The following is a 17,781-nucleotide window of genomic DNA, read 5'->3' as shown; positions in this document are numbered from 1 at the left end:
GGCCCGGAAAAGACCTATCGCATCGCGCTTGGTCGCACCCCGGTCGGAACCAAGGACCGGCAGGGCGACGGACGCACCCCCGAGGGTCGCTTTCGCATCGACCGGCTGAATGACAAAAGCCGTTTTCATTTGTCGCTGGGGCTGGATTACCCCCAAAAGCAACACCGCGAGGCCGCGCGCCGCGCGGGGGTCAATCCGGGTGGCGATATCATGATCCATGGCCAGCCAAACGAGATCGCGCGCGGCTATCGCGTGAAAGGCGATTGGACCGAGGGCTGCATCGCGGTCGATGACCACGAGATCGAAGAGCTTTTCGCCCATACCAAGATTGGCACGATCGTTGACATTTTGCCGTGATTTAGGTGGCTTGCCGCAGAAGCGGTGCAAGGATATGGCTTGAGCATGTCAATCCTTCGCCTTGCCCCGCATCTGACTGCCACACTGGCTTTGGCCCTGCCGCTGACGGGGTCGCATCTTGCACGTCAGGCGATCGGGGTGACCGATACGCTGATGGTGGGATGGTACGGCGTCGACCCGCTTGCGGCCGTCGTGCTGGCCACTTCGTTTTTCTTTATCCTGTTCATGCTGGGTTCGGGCTTTGGCATCGGCGTGATGGGGGTGATTGCAACAGCGATGGCCCAGGGCGATGAGACCGAGGTCCGTCGCGCCACCCGCATGGCCCTTTGGCTATCCGCGATTCATGCGGTGGTGGTCCTGCCGCTGATGTGGTTTTCGGGTGCGGTTTTGCTGTCGCTGGGGCAGACGCCCGAGATTGCGGCCTATGCACAGGAATATCTGCGCATCATGTGCTGGGCGATGGCGCCGGCATTATGGGGGCTGACGCTGAATTCCTTTTTGGCGGCGCTTGGGCGCGCCAATATCGTGCTGGTAATCACGATGGCTGGCATCCCGTTGAACATGTTGCTGAACTGGATGCTGATCTTTGGCCATTTCGGAGCGCCTGAGCTGGGCGTTGCGGGCTCGGCCTTGGCAAGCCTTGCCGTCAATATCTTCCAGCTGGTCTTGCTGGTCATCTGCGCCATTCGCTTGCCCGAGGCGCAGCGCTTTCACCTGTTCCGCCGGTTCTGGAACCCCGATTGGGCCGCTTTCCGGTCCATTCTGATGCTGGGTCTGCCGGTCGGTCTGACGCTGGTGGCGGAATCGGGCATGTTCGTGGGCACGAATGTGATGATGGGCTGGCTTGGCTCGCATTATCTGGCGGCGCATGGGATCGCGCTACAGATGGCCTCGATCGCATTCATGATCCATCTGGGATTGTCGAATGCCGTGACCATCCGCGTGGGCACTTTCGCGGGGCAAAAGGATCGTTTTGGGATGCGCGAAGCGGGGGTGACGGCGATCTTGCTGTCGATCCTGTTCGCAGCGGTGACCATTACCATCTTCCTGACGCTCTCGCGTCAGATCGCGGCGCTGTATCTGGATGTGAATGATCCTTTGACCCCGTCGATCATCGCGCTGGTGGGCGGGTTGATGGTCTATGCGGCGATGTTTCAGCTGGCTGATGGCATGCAGGTCATCGCGCTGGGAATGCTGCGCGGGGTTCAGGATACGCGCATTCCCATGGTTCTGGCCGTCATCAGCTATTGGCTGATCGGGCTGCCGACGGGCTGGGCGCTGGCCTTTCATGGCGGTTGGGGCGCGGGCGGGCTGTGGCTGGGGCTATTGGCGGGGCTGTTCTGCGCGGCAATTTTGCTGATGGTTCGCTTTTGGCGCGGGCTGGCCACGGGTCGGTACGGGGCTGGACCATTGCCCGCGGGACGCGCTAATCTGGGCTAAGCAGAGCAGAAGGGCCCGTCATGCGTGTTGTTTTCGTCCAGATCCGCTGTACTCCCGGCAAGACCTATGAGGTTGCCGATGCGATCTATGACCGCGAGGTTGTCAGCGAGCTATACTCGACCTCTGGGGAATATGACCTGATGGCCAAAGTTTATGTCCCGGAAGATCAGGATGTCGGGCGTTTCCTGTCTGATAATCTGTTCGATATCGCCGGGATTCAGCGCACATTGACCACGATGACATTCAAAGCCTTCTGATCCAGGCTCAAAAGGGGGCGCGGCCCCCCGTCGCGCAGGGCGCGACGCCCCCCGGGATATTTGCACATGAGAGAATGGCGCCGCCGCGCCCGCGCGCGTTTTGGGCAGTTGTGACAGCGAATGTCCTTTTGGGGTTTAGGCCGGTGATATTGGACAAGATTTCTTAAGAACCATTTCCACCGGGCCGTGCCGCGCCTAAGCTGGTCTGAACATCAGAACTTTCGGAACAGCAGTGGCGGGCAGGGGCACAAGAGATATCACGGGCGCCACGCGGGGCATGGGCGGTGCCGAGGCGCTGCTTGGCCCCGAGATCGCGTCTTTGCGCCTTGCTGGCGCCATCTCAGTCATTTCGGGACTGCTTTGGTTGCCACAGGCCTGGCTTGCGGCGGTTGTCCTGGCTGGCTGGCTGCAAGGGGAGGGCCAGGGTCTTGGGGCCAACCTTTGGGCGATTGGGGGCTTTTTGCTTGTCGCCCTTTTGCGGGCATTTTTGCAATTTTGGGCCGATAGCCGGGCGCAGGTCTTGGCTTTGACCGCGCTTGGGCGGCTGCGGGCAGAGGTCTTGTTGCGCGAAAGCCAGCGCGGGGTGCCGCGCGCGGCGGGCGAGCTTGCCTCGATTGTCAGTGAGCAGCTGGAGATGCTGCGACCCTTTGCCAGCCGCTATCTGATGGTTCGGATGCGGGTTTTGGTTTTACCGCTGGCGATTTTGGGGGTCAGCTTTGCCATCTCTTGGGTGGCGGGGCTGATTTTGCTGGTGACCGGGCCGAGCGTGCCGGTGTTCATGGCGCTGATCGGGCAGGCGGCTGCAAGGGCCAGCCGCGCGCAATTGGATCAGATGGGCACGATGGGGGCGCAGCTTGCCGACCGCATTGCCGCCTTGCCTGACATTCGGCTTTTGGATGCGCGCGCCGTGATCTTGCGCGACTTTGAGGCGGCGGCTGCGGATCTGCACAAACGCAGCATGAGGGTTTTGGGCATCGCCTTTTTATCCTCGACCGTGCTTGAGCTGTTTGCCGCAATCGGTGTGGCGATGATGGCCATCTTTTGTGGGTTCTCGCTGCTGGGTCTGGTGGATTTCGGCATGTGGGCTACGCCCCTGACACCGGTTTGCGGCATTTTCCTGTTGCTGCTGGCGCCTGAATTCTTTCAGCCTTTGCGCGATCTGGCGGTGGTGTGGCATGACCGGGCCGCGGCCGAAGCATTGGTCGACGTGTTGGACGATGTGCTGGATAAGGACGGCAGCGATAGGTTCGAGGCAACGCAGATGCTGGGTTTGGGCGGCGGTGCTGGGTCTGGCGGGGGGATGGGCCGGGCCGAGCTGTCGGTGCGCGGTGTGGTGCGGCACGGCATCCGTTATCCCGATTTCAGCCTTGCGCCGGGTGAAAGTCTTGCGCTGACGGGGCCAAGCGGCTGTGGCAAGACCACGCTTTTGCGCATGATCGCCGGATTGGAGCGCCCCGATGAGGGCACGATTTTCGTGGCAGGTCGGCCCTTGGACGGCACCAACGCTGATGATTGGCGTCACGCTTTGGGATGGATGGGGCAGATGCCGCATTTTCTGGACCAAAGCCTTGAGGGCAATTTGCGCATGGGGCGCGCGGGCGATCTGGACGAGGCCTTGCGCTTGGCCGCAGCCGATCATGTGATCGCGGGCCTTGATGACGGGCTTGGGCACCGGCTGGGCGAAACCGGCAGCGGCGTCTCGGGAGGAGAGGCGCGGCGCCTGACCCTGGCCCGCGCGCTTTTGGGTAAGCCCGGATTGATCCTGGCGGACGAACCTAGCGCGGATCTGGACGCAAAGACGGCTTGGCAGGTGCTGGAAGGACTACTGGCCGCCCATCGACAGGGGGCCACCTTGATCCTTGCCACCCATGACGAGGCTTTGGCCACGCAGATGTCGCGCCGGCTGGATCTGGGCGGTGGCCCGGCCATGCCGCAGATGGCGCAAGATCATGGCTAGGCGCTTGGGACCAATGGGCAGCGTTTGGCGCGTCATGGCCCGTCAGGGCGGGATGGGGCAAGCGATGGCCCTGGCAGCACTGGTGTTGCTTGCAGGCGGTGGGTTGCTGGCCCTGTCTGGCTGGTTCATCACCGCCGCCGCTATGGCTGGCCTTGCCGGAGCAGGCGCGCTTTTCGACGTGTTCCGGCCCGGCGCGGCGGTGCGCGGGCTGGCGATGTTGCGCAGTCTTGCGCGTTACGGCGAGCGTTGGCTGGGCCATGACGCCAGTTTGCGGGCCGTGGTCGGGCTTAGGCTTGCGGTGCTGGGCGGGCTTTCAGAGCTGCGATGGCCCAAACTGATCCGCCTGCGCCGTGGCCCGGCGCTGGCGCGGGTGATTGCCGATACCGACATTCTTGACGGCCTGCCGTTGCGGCTGATCATTCCGGGCGTGGCAGGGGCGCTGGCGCTTGGCGTGGCTTTTGCTTTTCTTTGGGTGATGTTGGGTTGGGTGATGGCGGTCTGGATCTGCGGGGGCCACCTGCTGGCGGCTCTTGCGGTCATGATCTGGGGCATGGGACGCGCGGGACGGCTGGCCCCGCTTCAACTTGCAGCCGAGCAGCGCTTTCGCGTGGCAGCCTTGGATCTGATTGCCGCACGTGATGATCTGGCGGTCTATGGTCGCTTGCCAGATGCGCGCCGCGCGGCCCTTGGGGCGGATGTTGATGCGCGCGCGTTGCGGGCAGATCTGGATCAGATCGAACGCGCCATCGCGCTGGCACTTGATCTGTCGCGTGCGGCGGTTGCTGCGGGCGCGCTGGGGCTTGGCAGCTTGGGGGTGCAATCGGGCGCCTTTGGGCCGGGGCTGGCTGCCATGGGCTTTTTTGCTGCTTTGGCCTTGGGTGAGGTCACCGCACCATTGCGCCGCGCCATTGCCGATTATGGCCGTATTCGCGATGCAGCGATACGGGTTGCGCCGATGCTGGGCCAGCAGGCATCGCAGATGCGCCTGCAGCCAGCGGCCCAGCCCCAGACGCCATGGCCGCTGCCCTTGCAAATCGGAGATCTCAGCCTGAAGGCGGGCCAGATGTTGGCCGTTACCGGGCCAAGCGGGATCGGGAAAACGACGTTACTGTCACGGATCGCAGGGGTTTTGCCGCAAGCAGGCCAGGGGCCAGATAGCGGCGCCTGCGCGGATCAGCAGTCAGATGCGAGCCCTCAGATCCTGTTGGGCGGACGCCCGGTTGCCAATTGGTCCGAGGCTGATTTGCGCGCCAATCTGACCATGGTCACACAGCGCCCGGCACTGCTTGCGGGCAGTCTGCGCGAGAACCTGCGCCTTGGTGCGCCCGATGCCACGGATGCGCAATTAAGCCATGCCTTGCAGATCGTCTGTCTGGATCATCTTCGCGACGGTCTAGAGCTGCGATTGGGCGACGGCGGTGCCGGCCTTTCGGGCGGCGAGCGGCGGCGTGTGGCAATTGCTCGGGCAATTCTACGCTCTCCGGCGGTGCTGATCCTGGATGAGCCGACCGAGGGGCTGGATCATAAGACCGCGGCGAAACTGCTGGCTCATTTGCGACAGGCGCTGCCCAATACGGCCATCATCGCTGCGTCTCATCGTCGCGACGATATTTTATGCGCTGATTTCGTTCTGGAATTGCGTTAAGCTTTGCTGGCGCAACCAGGAGATTGCCATGGAATTCGGGATTGTCGAGTTATCGCGCCTGCAATTCGCAGCCACCGCACTTTTTCACTTTTTATTCGTTCCGCTGACCCTTGGTCTGTCGATTATCATCGCGATCATGGAAACGGTTTATGTCATGACTGCCCGTCCGATCTGGCGGCAGATGACCAAGTTCTGGGGCACTCTGTTCGGGATCAACTTTGCCCTGGGCGTCGCGACCGGCGTCACCATGGAGTTCCAGTTCGGCATGAACTGGTCCTATTATTCACATTACGTCGGCGATATTTTTGGCGCGCCTTTGGCAATGGAAGGCATGATGGCCTTTTTCATGGAGGCCACCTTTGTCGGTCTGTGGTTCTTTGGCTGGCAAAAGCTGTCAGCGCGCGCCCATCTGGTTGTGGCATGGCTGGTGGCGATCGGGACCAATTTCTCGGCCTTGTGGATTTTGATCGCCAACGGCTGGATGCAATATCCCGTCGGTGCCGAGTTCAACCCGCTGACCATGCGCATGGAGCTGGTCAGCTTTGCCGAGGTGATGTTCAACCCGGTTGCGCAGGCAAAGTTCGTTCATACCGTCAGCGCGGGCTATGTCGTGGCCTCGGTCTTTGTGCTGGGTGTTTCGGCCTGGTATCTGCTTAAGTCGCGCCATATCGAACTGGCGCGGCGTTCGATTGCCGTCGCCTCTGCATTTGGCCTGGCCTCGGCTTTGTCCGTCGTCGTGCTTGGCGATGAATCTGGCTATGACACCGGTCTGAACCAGAAGATGAAAATGGCCGCGATCGAGGCGATGTGGGAGACCGAGCCCGCCCCGGCCAGTTTTACCTTGTTCGGCTTTCCTGACCGCGAAGCGCGCGAGACCCATTACGCCATTCATATTCCCTATGTGATGGGCCTGATCGGAACACGCTCGTTGGATACGCCCATTCCCGGATTTAACGATCTGGAACAAGAATCCGAACGCCGCATCCGTGAAGGCATCAAGGCCTATGATCTGTTGATGCAGATCCAGGCCACCAAAGCCACCGGCGTTGATCCGGCGCTTTTAAGCCAGTTTCATGATTCCAGCGCGGATTTGGGCTATGCCTTGCTGCTTAAGCGCTATGTCGATGACCCGCGTCAGGCCAGCGAGGACCAAATCAAACAGGCCGCCAATGACACCGTGCCCACGGTTTGGCCGGTTTTCTGGGCCTTCCGCATCATGGTCGGGCTTGGCATGGGCTTTATCCTGACGATGGCGTTTTTCTTTTGGCGCGCCTCGTTCAAGCAGATGGATTTTCCGCGCTGGTCGCTGTGGCTGGCAGTGGTGATGATCCCCGCACCCTGGATCGCGGCCGAGATGGGCTGGATCGTCGCCGAATTTGGGCGTCAGCCTTGGACGGTGGATGGGGTCTTGCCTACGGCGCTTTCGGTCAGCCAGCTGGGGATCGGTGAAGTGGCGCTGACGCTGGCCGGGTTCTGCCTGTTCTACACGGTGCTTTTCATCATCGAAATCAAGCTGATGCTGAAATACATCCGCAAAGGTCCACAAGATGATGTCGCCGAAACCGAGGCGTGGCTTGCCGATCATCGCAGCCATCTTTCCGCGGATAATCTATCAGGTGAGGGCGTGAGATGATCCTGCATGACATGATCTCATTCGAGATGCTGCGCCTGCTGTGGTGGGGGCTGATGGGCTTTTTGCTGATCGCCTTTGCCCTGACCGACGGTTTTGACATGGGGGTCGGTGCCTTGCTGCCCTTTGTTGCCAAGACCGATGTCGAAAGGCGTGTTGTCATCAATACGGTCGGCCCGGTTTGGGAGGGAAATCAGGTCTGGTTCATCCTTGGCGGCGCTTTGATCTTTGCCGCCTGGCCTCCGCTTTATGCCATCAGCTTTTCAGGCTTCTATTTTGCGATGTTTTTGATCCTTGGCGCGCTGATCTTGCGCCCGGTGGCGTTCAAATATCGCAGCAAACGCGAGGATCCGCGTTGGCGTGAGCGCTGGGATTGGGCGCTGTTCATCGGCGGGGCGCTGCCCGCGCTGCTGTTTGGCGTCGCGGTCGGCAATGTGCTTTTGGGCGTGCCCTTTCATCTGACGCCAGATCTGATGGCCGTGCCCGATGCCTCGCCGCTGATGCGCTTTTTGGGGCTGCTGCGCCCCTTTGCACTGCTGTGTGGGGTGGTGTCGCTGGCCATGCTGGTCATGCATGGCGCGGCTTGGATCGTGGTGAAAACCACGGGCGAGGTTCAGGCGCGAGCGCGCTGGTTTGGTGGGCGCGCGGCGCTGATTGCTGTGCTGGGCTATGTTCTGGCCGGGGTCTGGATGTGGCTGGGCGTGACGGGCTATCACTATCCGGGCGCGGTTCCTCATGATGGCCCCTCCAATCCGCTGTTTCACGAGGTCGTTCGCGCGGGTTCGTGGCTTGAGGCCTATCAGACGCGGCCTTGGATCGTGATTGCCCCGATTTTGGGGATCGGTGGCTGCCTTTGGGCATGGTTTGCGTTGCAAAACGGGCGCGAGCTATTGGCCATGCTCGGGTCCAAACTGGCGATTTTCGGGATGATTTCCTCGGTCGGGCTGGTGATGTTCCCGGTCATCTTGCCCTCATCGACGGCTCCCGGATCTTCGCTGACGGTCTGGAATGCCTCCAGCTCGCATTTGTCGCTGTTTGTCATGCTGGTGGCGGCCTGTTTCTTCCTGCCGCTGATCATCCTTTACACGGCCTGGGTCTATCGCGTGCTTTGGGGCAAAGTGACCCCCGAAGAGGTGCAAGACCCCGAAAGCCATTCCTACTAGGAGCGCAAGATGTGGTATTTCGCTTGGTTGTTGGGTCTGCCGCTGGCAGCAGCATTTGCCGTGATCAATGCCATGTGGCTGGAATTGCAAGAGGACAGCCGCCTGCTGGAACAGCGCCGCGCGGCTTTGGCAAAAACCGGGCCAGATCGGGGCTGACAGCTCTTGCGCGGGGGCAGGGATCGGGGCAAGTCTGAGGCATCATGACTGATCGCCTTCGCTTTGCCCCGATCCCTGCCGCGCTTCCTGCGACGGTTCCCTTCACCGGTCCCGAGACGCTGGAGCGGCGCCTTGGGGCGCCCTTTGCCGCACGTCTGGGCGCCAATGAGAACGGCTTTGGCCCTTCTCCCCGCGCCATTGCCGCGATGAACCTGGCGAATGCCGAGATCTGGAAATATGGCGATCCCGATAATCATGACCTGCGCCATGCCTTGGCCGCGCATCATGGCGTTGCGCCGGAAAATATCATGATCGGCGAGGGGATTGACGGGCTTTTGGGCCTGCTGGTGCGCTTGACGGTGGCGCCGGGGGATCGCGTCGTGACCTCGTATGGGGGGTATCCGACCTTTAACTATCATGTCGCCGGATTTGGTGGCGAGCTGTCCACTGTGCCCTATTTGGATGATGCCGAAGATCCCGATGCGCTGATTGATCGTGCGCGCGAGATCGGTGCAAGGCTGATCTATTTCGCCAATCCCGATAATCCGATGGCCAGTTGGCATCCGGGGTCGCGGGTCGAGGCGATGATCGCGGCCGTTCCCGATGGCTGCCTGATGATCCTGGACGAGGCCTATGCCGAATTCGCCCCGGACGAGGCCATTGCCCAGGTCGATGCAAATGATGAGCGTGTCATTCGTTTTCGCACTTTCTCCAAGGCCTATGGCATGGCTGGTGCGCGGGTCGGTTACGCGATCGGCGCGGCGCGGCTGATTGCGGGCTTTGACCGGATTCGCAACCATTTCGGCATGAACCGATCCGCGCAGATCGGCGCGTTGGCGGCGCTTTTGGACCAGGATTGGCTGCGCGAGACCGTGGCCAAGGTGCGGGGCGCGCGTGAACAGCTGGGCGCAATCGCGCAGTCCAATGGGCTGGTGGCTTTGCCGTCGGCCACCAATTTCGTGGCCATCGATTGCGGCCGCGATGGCGCCTATGCGCGTCGCGTGCTGGCCGAGCTGGAAAAGCAGGGCATTTTCGCGCGTATGCCGGGCGTTGCGCCCATGGATCGCTGCATCCGGGTAAGCTGCGCACCTCGAGCCGAGCTGGATCTGTTCGCCGCAGCCCTGCCCAAAGCGCTGAAAGCCGCGATTATCCCAGCAGAATGATCAGCCAGGCCAAGCCGCCCGCGATTGCCGTGACCGCCACGGCTGCGCTGGCGGCATCCTTGGCGCGACCGGCTCGCGGGTCCTGATCGGGCGTGACCAGATCGACGGTCTCTTCGATGGCGGTGTTGAACAGCTCGGCCACAAGGATCAGCAAGCCAAGCGCGACCACAATCGCGCGCTCGGCCGAGCTCAGGTCCAAGATCAGGGCCAGCAGCACCGAGATGACATTGACCACCGACCATTGGCGCAGGGATTTTTCGCGCCGCCAGGTCGAGCACCAACCCTGCCATGACCAGGTTGCCGTCTTTTGCAAACGGCCCAACTCTTGACGCAACCAATCCGACATTTATTCCCCGCAACTTTGTCGCAGACCAATTTGGCATATAGGGTCTGGTCTTGTCCATCAGGCCAAGGCCGCGCCGAAAGCCAAAGTTCGCGACGGGGTTAATTCAGCGGAAGTGCCGTGGTCGCCTTGATTTCCTCCATCGACAAAAGCGCGGTGACATTGTGGATTTTCACTTCTGAAATCAGCGCCTGATAAAAGCGGTCATAGGCGCGCGCATTGCGGACCTGAACCTTCAGAATATAGTCGATGTCCCCGGCCAGACGGTGTGCCTCGAGGACCTCGGGGCGTTTGCGCACGGCAGACAGAAAGCGCCCGGCCCATTCGGGGTCATGTTCTGCGGTGCGGATCAGCACAAAGAAACACGCCTCGAGCCCAAGGGAATCGGCATCCAGAATCGCGACCTCGGCGCGGATCACGCCGGCCTCGCGCAATTTGCGAATCCGGTTCCAAACCGGTGTTTTAGATGCGCCGACACGTGCCGCGACCTCGTCAAGCGACAGTGTTGCATCCACCTGCAGCAGGGACAGGATTTTGCGGTCAATCTCATCTAGCCGGATGGGAGTCTTTTGATCAGCGCTCATGGCGGATTTCAGTCCTTATGTCTGCCTTCGCTCGGGATTGTGTCCTTATTTCCCGCAGCTACTCGCCAAAATACAGAACTTTTTTCTATATTGGGAGAGGTAAACCGAAAGGCTCCCATCATGTCGAAATCCTTCACGCCCTCGTCCGAAACCCCTGCTGTCATCACTGCGAATGACCTGCGCATGGGCCATTGCGTGTGGATGCTCGCCGGGGGCTGGACGGCCAATCCCGCCGAGGCCGAGCTGTTCGAGGATGCGGCCCGCGCTGAATTGGCGCTGCTGGATGCCGAGGCACAGGGCCACGTCGTGGTCGGGGCCTATCTGGCCGAAGCCAAGCGCGGCCCCAATGGCCCCGAGCCCACCCATTTCCGCGAGGAATTCCGCCGGCGCGGCCCCTCGAACTATTTCCACGGCATCCAAGCCGAAACCGTTTCCGCTTAAGCGATTGAGGCCAGCCATGTTCGATGCCCGCCCTGTGACCACCGCCGCGACCGCAGCCGCCAATATCGACTATTACCGTCACCGTGCGGCGCAGTTCCGTTCTCAGGTTGCCCGTCGCCTTGACGGAAGCCTGACCGAAGAGGAATTCCGCCCGCTGCGCCTGATGAATGGCGTCTATTTGCAGCTGCATGCCTATATGCTGCGCGTGGCGATCCCTTATGGCACGATCAGCCCTGACCAGATGCGTACTTTGGCGCTGTTGGCCCAGAAATGGGACAAGGGATATGGTCATTTCACCACGCGCCAGAACATTCAGTACAACTGGCCCAAGCTGGTCGATATTCCGGATATGCTGGATACTTTGGCGGATGCGGGTCTGCATGCCATCCAGACGTCGGGCAATACGATCCGCAACGTGACCACCGATGCTTTCGCAGGTGCTGCGGCAGATGAGGTCACGGATCCGCGCCCCTATGCCGAGCTGTTGCGTCTGTGGTCGACCGATCACGGCGAGTTCCAGTTCCTGCCGCGCAAGTTCAAGATCGCGATCTCGGCCGGTGAGAAAGAGCGTGCGGTGATCGCCGCTCATGACATCGGGCTGCGCATCGTTAAGAATGACGCGGGCGAGGTCGGTTTTCAGGTTTGGATCGGTGGTGGTCTGGGCCGCACGCCGCTTTTGGGTCAGGTCGTGCGGGAATTCCTGCCCGAGGCCGATCTGCTGCCCTATGTCGAAGCGATCCTGATGACCTATAACCTCGCAGGTCGTCGCGACAACAAATACAAGGCCCGCATCAAGATCACCGTGGCCGAGCGCGGCCTGGATGTCATGCGTGACGAAATCGAGGCGGAATTCGTGAACCGTCGTGCGGTTTTCACGGGCGTTGACCAGGCCCTGCTGGCCGATCTCAAGCGCCAATATGCCGCACCAGAGTTTCGCGACGAAGGCACCGGCAATTACGAGGCCGAGCGCGCACGTCTGGCGGGCTTTCGCAGCTGGACCGACACCAACCTGTCGGCCCACAAGGTGCAGGGCTATGCCAGCGTCACCCTCACGCTTAAGGCGCCGGGTGTGACGCCGGGTGATGCATCGGATGCGCAGATGCGCCTTGTGGCAGATCTGGCCGAGCGCTTTGGTCATCACGATATCCGTATCGCGCATGATCAGAATATCGTGCTGCCGCATGTGCATAAATCTGACCTTGCCGCGCTTTACCAGGAATTGCTGGGTGCGGGTCTTGCCACGGCCAATGCGGGTCAGATCAGCGATATCATCGCATGCCCCGGAATGGATTACTGCTCGCTGGCCACCGCGCGCTCGATCCCGATTGCGCAAGATATTGCAGACCACTTCCGCGCCTTGGATCTGGAAGAGGAAATCGGGCAGTTCAACATCCGCATCTCCGGTTGCATCAACGCCTGCGGTCATCACCATCTTGGCCATATCGGCATCCTGGGTCTGGACCGTGCAGGGGTCGAGAACTATCAGATCACGCTTGGCGGCGACGGCTATGAGATCCCTGCGATCGGCCAGCGCGCGGGTGCAGGTTTTCCGGCAGAAGAGGTGGTTCCCGCGATTGACCGTGTGGTGAAGGCCTATCTTGAGCTGCGCGACAGCCCCGAGGAACGCTTCATCGATGCTTATCGCCGCTTGGGGGCTGCGCCCTTCAAAGCGGCGCTCTATCCGGAAGCGGCCAATGCTTGATGGCGGACTTGATGATCGCGCCGAAAGGCTGAACCAACGCTATAAGCATCATGCGGCCATCGAGGTCATGCGTCATGCGCTGAACGATCCCGATCTGGGCAAGGTCGCACTTGTGTCCTCGTTCGGGGCGGAATCGGTGGTGCTGCTGCACATGGTCTCGATTGCGGCACCGGGCACGCCGGTCTTGTTCATCGACACGCAGATGCTGTTTCCTGAAACCATCGCCTATCAGCTTGAGGTCAGCCAAAAGCTGCAGCTGACCGATGTGCAGGTCATCACCGCCACCGAAAAAGAGGTGGCGCTGAATGATCCGGACGGCACCTTGCACCAATACAGCACCGATAGCTGCTGCAATTTTCGCAAGACCGTCCCGCTTGAGCGCGCATTGTCGGGCTATGATGGCTGGATCACCGGGCGCAAGCGCTTTCAAGGCGGAGAGCGCAAGGAGCTGAGCTTTTTCGAGGCCGAGCCCCCCAGCCGGCTGCGCGTCAATCCGCTGGCCCATTGGCGGCCCGCTGATGTGCAGGAATATATGGCGGAAAACAAATTGCCCCGGCATCCGCTGGTGGCCAAAGGCTATGCATCGATTGGCTGCGCCCCTTGCACCTCGCCGATCAAACCCGGCGAAGACCCCCGTGCGGGGCGCTGGCGGGGCAGCCAAAAAACCGAATGCGGCATTCACTTCATCGGCGGGCAGATGGTCCGCGCAGGAGCAAACCCATGAGCGATTTCTATCTTGTCCGCGATGACGGGTTTCACGCCCATGATGGTGCCGAGCCGGTGGTGCTTGGGCCTGACACCCCGATCGAAGAGCTGGTCGATCACCTGCACCGCGATCTGATCGCGGTTGATTTCCCGGCCATGACCGATGGTCGCGGCTTTTCATTGGCCCGGCGTTTGCGCGAGCTGGGCTTTCAAGGGCGGCTGCGTGCGGTTGGCAAGTTGATTGCCGATCAATATGCTATGGCGCGCCGCGTTGGCTTTGACGAAGTTCAGATCCCTGCGGATCTGGCCCGGCGCCAGCCCGAGGATCAGTGGCTTTACCGGGCCGACTGGCAGGATTGGGATCATCGCTCGCGGCTTGCGGGCTGACGCAGCGGCTGCGCTGGCGCGGCATCCCTTTGGGGTTCCAACCCGGACAGAGAACGACTAGATAACTCAGGAATTCCGATATGACACTGGATCTGCCCGTGGCCGAGATTGTTGCACAACCGACGAAAACCCTGCCTGATGCGCAGACCGTGACAGCGGTCAAACATTGGACGGACAATCTGTTTTCCTTTCGCGTGACCCGTCCGGCCAGCCTGCGTTTCCGCTCGGGTGAATTCGTGATGATCGGCTTGATGGGTGAGAATGGCAAACCCTTGCTGCGGGCCTATTCGATCGCCTCGCCCAATTGGGATGACGAGTTGGAATTTTACTCGATCAAGGTTCCGGATGGTCCGCTGACCTCGAAGTTGCAGCATATCAAAGAGGGTGACCAGATCATCTTGCGGCCCAAGCCCGTCGGCACGTTGGTGCTGGATGCGCTTTTGCCGGGCAAGCGGCTGTGGTTCTTGGCGACGGGCACGGGGCTTGCGCCCTTTGCCAGCCTGATGCGCGATCCCGAGACCTATGAGCGCTATGAGCAGGTCATCATGATGCACACCTGCCGCACCGCAGATGAGCTGAACTACGGCCGCGAATTGGTCGAGAATCTGCGTCATGATCCGCTTTTGGGCGAAATTTATGGCGAGGAATTCGCCAGCCGCCTGCTTTATTACCCCACGACCACGCGTGAAGAATCGCCTCTGATGGGGCGCATCACCGACAACATCACCTCGGGCAAGGTCTTTGCCGATCTGAATCTGCCGCCGATGAGCCCGCAAACCGACCGCGCGATGATCTGTGGCAGTCTGGCTTTCAACATCGATGTGAAAGAGGTGTTGGAGGGCTTTGGCCTGCGCGAAGGCGCCAACAGCGATCCCAAGGAATTCGTTGTTGAAAAAGCCTTTGTCGGAGACGGAATCTGATAGCTTTCCGGTGACCGGCAGGTCATGCTGGTCGCGTTGATACGGGGGCTTCGCGCCCCCGGCCCCCCGCGGGATATTTTTGCATGAGAGACGGGCAGCGTTGACAGTTGCCGGTCTCGTGCCCATTTTCCGGGCCGAATCATCTTTGAGGAATTTTCATGCCCGTCGTCGTCGTAGAATCTCCGGCAAAGGCCAAGACGATCAATAAATATCTGGGCGATGATTATACCGTTCTGGCGTCTTTTGGTCACGTTCGGGATTTGCCGCCCAAAGATGGCAGCGTCGATCCTGACGACGATTTTGCCATGAAATGGGAAGTGGCCGCCGATAGTCGCAAGCATCTGAAGGCGATCAAGGATGCGCTGGCCAGCGATCAGAACCTGATCCTGGCCACTGACCCTGATCGCGAGGGTGAGGCGATTTCCTGGCATCTTCTGGAGGCTTTGGCGCCTGCTTTGAAGAAGGGGGCAGAGGTCAATCGTGTCACCTTCAACGCGATTACCAAAAGCGCCGTCACCGAGGCCATGGCCAATCCGCGTCGCATCGACCAGCCGTTGGTTGATGCCTATCTGGCGCGGCGGGCTTTGGACTATCTGGTGGGGTTCAAGCTGTCTCCGGTTTTGTGGCGCAAGTTGCCGGGTGCGAAATCGGCGGGGCGTGTGCAATCGGTCGCTTTGCGGGTGATCGTCGATCGCGAGATGGAGATCGAGGCCTTCAAGGCGCGCGAATATTGGTCGGTTCATGCCCGTCTTGCGACCATTCGCGGCGATGAGTTTGACGCTCAGCTGACCGTTTATGGCGGCAAGAAGCTGGAGCGTTTCGACATTGAAAATGGTGAGCAGGCCAAATTGGCTGTGGCCGCCGTCGAAAGCCGGGATCTGGCCGTCAAAAGCGTTGCGGCCAAGCCTGCAAGTCGCAACCCCTGGCCGCCCTTCATGACTTCGACCCTGCAACAGGAAGCCAGCCGTAAGCTGGGATTGGGCGCAAGGGCATGTATGTCGGCCGCGCAGCGTTTGTACGAGGCTGGCCTGATTACCTATATGCGGACCGATGGCATTGATATGGCGCCAGAGGCGGTCATGGCTGCTCGGGATGCGATCAAGACCCGCTTTGGCGAGACCTATGTTCCCGCCACGCCGCGCATGTACAAAAACAAGGCCAAGAATGCGCAAGAGGCGCATGAATGTATCCGCCCGACCGATATGATGCTGTCGCCCGACAAGCTGAAGATTTCGGAAAAGGATCAGCTGGCGCTTTATGATTTGATCTGGAAGCGCACGCTGGCCAGCCAGATGGAAGCCGCCCGGATGGAGCGCACCACCGTTGACATCGCAAGTGCTGACGGTCAGGTCGCGTTGCGTGCCAATGGTCAGGTCATGTTGTTTGACGGCTTTCTGAAGGTCTATGATCAGGGGCATGACGATGATGAGGGTGAAGACAGCGCCCGTCTGCCACAGATCAACGAGGGCGAGGCTACGGCCAAGCGCTTGGTGCGTCCCGAGCAGCATTTTACCCAAGCCCCGCCACGCTATACCGAAGCCACTTTGGTCAAGCGGATGGAGGAGCTGGGGATCGGGCGACCGTCGACCTATGCCTCGATCGTGACGACGATTCAGGATCGCGATTATGTCCGCAAGGACAAGAACCGCCTGATACCGGAAGATAAGGGACGGCTGGTTACCGCTTTCCTGACCAAATATTTCCCGCGCTATGTCAGCTATGATTTCACCGCCAACCTTGAGGGCGAGCTCGATGAGATCAGCGCGGGCGACCGTGCCTATCGCGAAGTTCTGCGCCGGTTCTGGCGGGATTTCTCGGCGGCGCTGGAGGATACGAGCGAGCTGCGCATCTCGGAGGTTCTGACTGCGATCGACGAGGCGCTTGCGCCTGCGCTTTACCCGCCGCGTGCGGATGGTGGGGATCCGCGCGAATGTCCGCTGTGCCATCAGGGGCGTTTGAACCTGAAGACCGCGCGCTCGGGCGGGGCCTTTATCGGCTGCACGAACTATCCTGAATGCCGCTATACCCGCCCGATTTCGGGCGGTGAAGGCGAGGCGGTCGGCGATAAGGTTCTGGGCCATGATGGCGAGGATGAAATCAGCCTGAAAAGCGGGCGCTTTGGCCCCTATGTTCAGCGCGGAGAGGCAACGGCCGATGTGCCCAAGCCGCCGCGGGCCTCGATCCCGAAAGGGTGGGAACTGTCATCGATCGATCTGCAAAAGGCACTGGACCTGCTGGCTTTGCCGCGTCTGATCGGGCCGCATCCCGAGGATGGTGAGCCAGTCGAGGCCGGGATCGGGCGCTTTGGTCCCTATGTCAAACACGGCTCGAAATATGCCAATCTGCCTGATGTCGAAGAGGTGTTCACCGTCGGCATGAACCGCGCGGTCGAGGTTCTGGCCTCGAAGCCGATGCGGGGACGGGCGGCCCCTGCGGAACCGCTTAAGGAATTGGGCGAGCATCCAGATGGCGGCGCGATTCAGGTCTTGTCAGGGCGCTATGGTCCCTATGTCAAATGGGGCAAGATCAATGCGACTTTGCCGCGCGATGTCGAACCAGCTGATCTGGCGCTGGAGCAGGCGCTGGAGCTGATCGCGGCCAAAGCTGCCAAGGGTGGCAAGAAAGCTGCGCCGAAAAAGGCGGCCGAGAAGAAGACCACCGAGAAGAAGGCTGTGGCCAAAAAGCCCGCCGCCAAAAAAGCCGTGGCAAAAACGACAGCCACCAAGAAGGCGGTTGCGGCGGATGGCGACGCGCAAGCGGGCGATGAGGTTGCGGTGAAGAAACCTGCGGCAAAGAAGCCCGCGGCGAAAAAGACGGCTGCCAGCGCAGCCAAGGCCAAGACGGCTGAAACAGAGGTCTGAGGCAGTCGACTGAATTCGTGCGAGAAAAGCCGGTGTCACTGCGCCGGCTTTACTTTTGGCTGGGGCAGGG

The 17,781-nt window shown here is 60.8% G+C and carries 17 protein-coding genes; 15 read left to right on the top strand and 2 right to left on the bottom strand.

Annotation, left to right across the window (positions count from 1 at the left end):
• From RTS12_RS15455 to RTS12_RS15415, 9 genes are all read left to right on the top strand, one after another.
• Positions 1 to 357 (top strand): L,D-transpeptidase family protein (locus tag RTS12_RS15455; protein ID WP_312530109.1); only part of this gene is annotated, 357 nt, incomplete at its 5' end.
• Positions 358 to 402: 45 nt separating this feature from the next.
• The gene (locus RTS12_RS15450; RefSeq protein WP_312530111.1) at positions 403 to 1,797 is read left to right on the top strand and encodes an MATE family efflux transporter; all 1,395 of its coding nucleotides are present in this window, start codon (positions 403 to 405) and stop codon (positions 1,795 to 1,797) included.
• A gap of 20 nt (positions 1,798 to 1,817) precedes the next feature.
• Positions 1,818 to 2,054 (top strand): Lrp/AsnC ligand binding domain-containing protein, encoded by a 237-nt coding sequence (locus RTS12_RS15445; RefSeq protein ID WP_312530107.1) that lies wholly within the window; start codon positions 1,818 to 1,820, stop codon positions 2,052 to 2,054.
• Between the two features lie 232 nt (positions 2,055 to 2,286).
• A complete protein-coding gene (locus RTS12_RS15440; protein ID WP_312530105.1) occupies positions 2,287 to 4,011 on the top strand; it encodes an ATP-binding cassette domain-containing protein in 1,725 nt (574 codons plus the stop codon).
• Positions 4,004 to 5,656 (top strand): amino acid ABC transporter ATP-binding/permease protein, encoded by a 1,653-nt coding sequence (locus tag RTS12_RS15435; protein WP_312530103.1) that lies wholly within the window; start codon positions 4,004 to 4,006, stop codon positions 5,654 to 5,656. Before RTS12_RS15440 ends, RTS12_RS15435 begins: the two co-directional genes overlap by 8 nt.
• Positions 5,657 to 5,684: 28 nt before the next feature.
• Positions 5,685 to 7,289: a cytochrome ubiquinol oxidase subunit I gene (locus RTS12_RS15430; protein WP_312530101.1), complete on the top strand. Its 1,605-nt coding sequence runs from the start codon at positions 5,685 to 5,687 to the stop codon at positions 7,287 to 7,289.
• A complete protein-coding gene (cydB, locus tag RTS12_RS15425; protein ID WP_312530099.1) occupies positions 7,286 to 8,449 on the top strand; it encodes a cytochrome d ubiquinol oxidase subunit II in 1,164 nt (387 codons plus the stop codon). The genes RTS12_RS15430 and cydB overlap by 4 nt, the downstream gene beginning before the upstream one ends.
• Before the next feature lie 9 nt (positions 8,450 to 8,458).
• Entirely contained in the window at positions 8,459 to 8,605 is a 147-nt protein-coding gene (gene cydX, locus RTS12_RS15420) for a cytochrome bd-I oxidase subunit CydX (RefSeq protein WP_312530097.1), read from the top strand.
• A 44-nt stretch (positions 8,606 to 8,649) separates the two neighbouring features.
• Positions 8,650 to 9,768 (top strand): pyridoxal phosphate-dependent aminotransferase, encoded by a 1,119-nt coding sequence (locus tag RTS12_RS15415; RefSeq protein WP_312530095.1) that lies wholly within the window; start codon positions 8,650 to 8,652, stop codon positions 9,766 to 9,768.
• Here the strand turns inward: RTS12_RS15415 and RTS12_RS15410 are convergent.
• Both RTS12_RS15410 and RTS12_RS15405 read right to left on the bottom strand, forming a co-directional pair.
• On the bottom strand, positions 9,752 to 10,114 hold the full coding sequence (locus RTS12_RS15410; protein WP_312530093.1) for a diacylglycerol kinase: 363 nt from the start codon (positions 10,112 to 10,114) through the stop codon (positions 9,752 to 9,754). The genes RTS12_RS15415 and RTS12_RS15410 overlap by 17 nt on opposite strands.
• 98 nt (positions 10,115 to 10,212) lie before the next feature.
• Positions 10,213 to 10,695, bottom strand: a complete 483-nt coding sequence (locus RTS12_RS15405; protein WP_312530091.1) for an Lrp/AsnC family transcriptional regulator — start codon at positions 10,693 to 10,695, stop codon at positions 10,213 to 10,215.
• A gap of 120 nt (positions 10,696 to 10,815) precedes the next feature.
• Here RTS12_RS15405 and RTS12_RS15400 point away from each other — a divergent pair, with 120 nt between their 5' ends.
• The 6 genes from RTS12_RS15400 to topA all read left to right on the top strand — a co-directional run bounded on the left by RTS12_RS15400 (position 10,816) and on the right by topA (position 17,711).
• Positions 10,816 to 11,136: a DUF2849 domain-containing protein gene (locus RTS12_RS15400; protein ID WP_312530090.1), complete on the top strand. Its 321-nt coding sequence runs from the start codon at positions 10,816 to 10,818 to the stop codon at positions 11,134 to 11,136.
• Between the two features lie 16 nt (positions 11,137 to 11,152).
• Positions 11,153 to 12,838, top strand: a complete 1,686-nt coding sequence (locus RTS12_RS15395; protein ID WP_312530089.1) for a nitrite/sulfite reductase — start codon at positions 11,153 to 11,155, stop codon at positions 12,836 to 12,838.
• Positions 12,831 to 13,562, top strand: a complete 732-nt coding sequence (locus RTS12_RS15390) for a phosphoadenylyl-sulfate reductase (protein ID WP_312530088.1) — start codon at positions 12,831 to 12,833, stop codon at positions 13,560 to 13,562. The genes RTS12_RS15395 and RTS12_RS15390 overlap by 8 nt, the downstream gene beginning before the upstream one ends.
• On the top strand, positions 13,559 to 13,930 hold the full coding sequence (locus RTS12_RS15385) for a DUF934 domain-containing protein (RefSeq protein ID WP_312530087.1): 372 nt from the start codon (positions 13,559 to 13,561) through the stop codon (positions 13,928 to 13,930). The genes RTS12_RS15390 and RTS12_RS15385 overlap by 4 nt, the downstream gene beginning before the upstream one ends.
• Positions 13,931 to 14,010: 80 nt before the next feature.
• The gene (locus tag RTS12_RS15380; RefSeq protein WP_312530086.1) at positions 14,011 to 14,850 is read left to right on the top strand and encodes a ferredoxin--NADP reductase; all 840 of its coding nucleotides are present in this window, start codon (positions 14,011 to 14,013) and stop codon (positions 14,848 to 14,850) included.
• A 158-nt stretch (positions 14,851 to 15,008) separates the two neighbouring features.
• Positions 15,009 to 17,711 carry a type I DNA topoisomerase gene (topA, locus tag RTS12_RS15375; protein ID WP_312530084.1) on the top strand — a complete coding sequence of 901 codons (2,703 nt, stop codon included), beginning with the start codon at positions 15,009 to 15,011 and terminating at the stop codon, positions 17,709 to 17,711.
• The last annotated feature ends 70 nt before the right edge of the window (positions 17,712 to 17,781 follow it).

This window comes from Paracoccus sp. (in: a-proteobacteria) (assembly GCF_032007265.1).
In the GTDB taxonomy this organism is placed as follows: Bacteria; Pseudomonadota; Alphaproteobacteria; order Rhodobacterales; family Rhodobacteraceae; genus Paracoccus.
This window is presented reverse-complemented; position numbering and strand designations above follow the sequence as displayed.

What these genes read in the sequence shown, in the direction of transcription:
- RTS12_RS15450 (WP_312530111.1), top strand. Translation starts at nt 403, where the DNA reads ATGTCAATCCTTCGCCTTGCCCCGCATCTGACTGCCACACTGGCTTTG.
- RTS12_RS15445 (WP_312530107.1), top strand. Translation starts at nt 1,818, where the DNA reads ATGCGTGTTGTTTTCGTCCAGATCCGCTGTACTCCCGGCAAGACCTAT.
- RTS12_RS15435 (WP_312530103.1), top strand. Translation starts at nt 4,004, where the DNA reads ATGGCTAGGCGCTTGGGACCAATGGGCAGCGTTTGGCGCGTCATGGCC.
- RTS12_RS15430 (WP_312530101.1), top strand. Translation starts at nt 5,685, where the DNA reads ATGGAATTCGGGATTGTCGAGTTATCGCGCCTGCAATTCGCAGCCACC.
- cydB (WP_312530099.1), top strand. Translation starts at nt 7,286, where the DNA reads ATGATCCTGCATGACATGATCTCATTCGAGATGCTGCGCCTGCTGTGG.
- cydX (WP_312530097.1), top strand. Translation starts at nt 8,459, where the DNA reads ATGTGGTATTTCGCTTGGTTGTTGGGTCTGCCGCTGGCAGCAGCATTT.
- RTS12_RS15415 (WP_312530095.1), top strand. Translation starts at nt 8,650, where the DNA reads ATGACTGATCGCCTTCGCTTTGCCCCGATCCCTGCCGCGCTTCCTGCG.
- RTS12_RS15410 (WP_312530093.1), bottom strand. Translation starts at nt 10,114, where the DNA reads ATGTCGGATTGGTTGCGTCAAGAGTTGGGCCGTTTGCAAAAGACGGCA.
- RTS12_RS15405 (WP_312530091.1), bottom strand. Translation starts at nt 10,695, where the DNA reads ATGAGCGCTGATCAAAAGACTCCCATCCGGCTAGATGAGATTGACCGC.
- RTS12_RS15400 (WP_312530090.1), top strand. Translation starts at nt 10,816, where the DNA reads ATGTCGAAATCCTTCACGCCCTCGTCCGAAACCCCTGCTGTCATCACT.
- RTS12_RS15395 (WP_312530089.1), top strand. Translation starts at nt 11,153, where the DNA reads ATGTTCGATGCCCGCCCTGTGACCACCGCCGCGACCGCAGCCGCCAAT.
- RTS12_RS15390 (WP_312530088.1), top strand. Translation starts at nt 12,831, where the DNA reads ATGCTTGATGGCGGACTTGATGATCGCGCCGAAAGGCTGAACCAACGC.
- RTS12_RS15385 (WP_312530087.1), top strand. Translation starts at nt 13,559, where the DNA reads ATGAGCGATTTCTATCTTGTCCGCGATGACGGGTTTCACGCCCATGAT.
- RTS12_RS15380 (WP_312530086.1), top strand. Translation starts at nt 14,011, where the DNA reads ATGACACTGGATCTGCCCGTGGCCGAGATTGTTGCACAACCGACGAAA.
- topA (WP_312530084.1), top strand. Translation starts at nt 15,009, where the DNA reads ATGCCCGTCGTCGTCGTAGAATCTCCGGCAAAGGCCAAGACGATCAAT.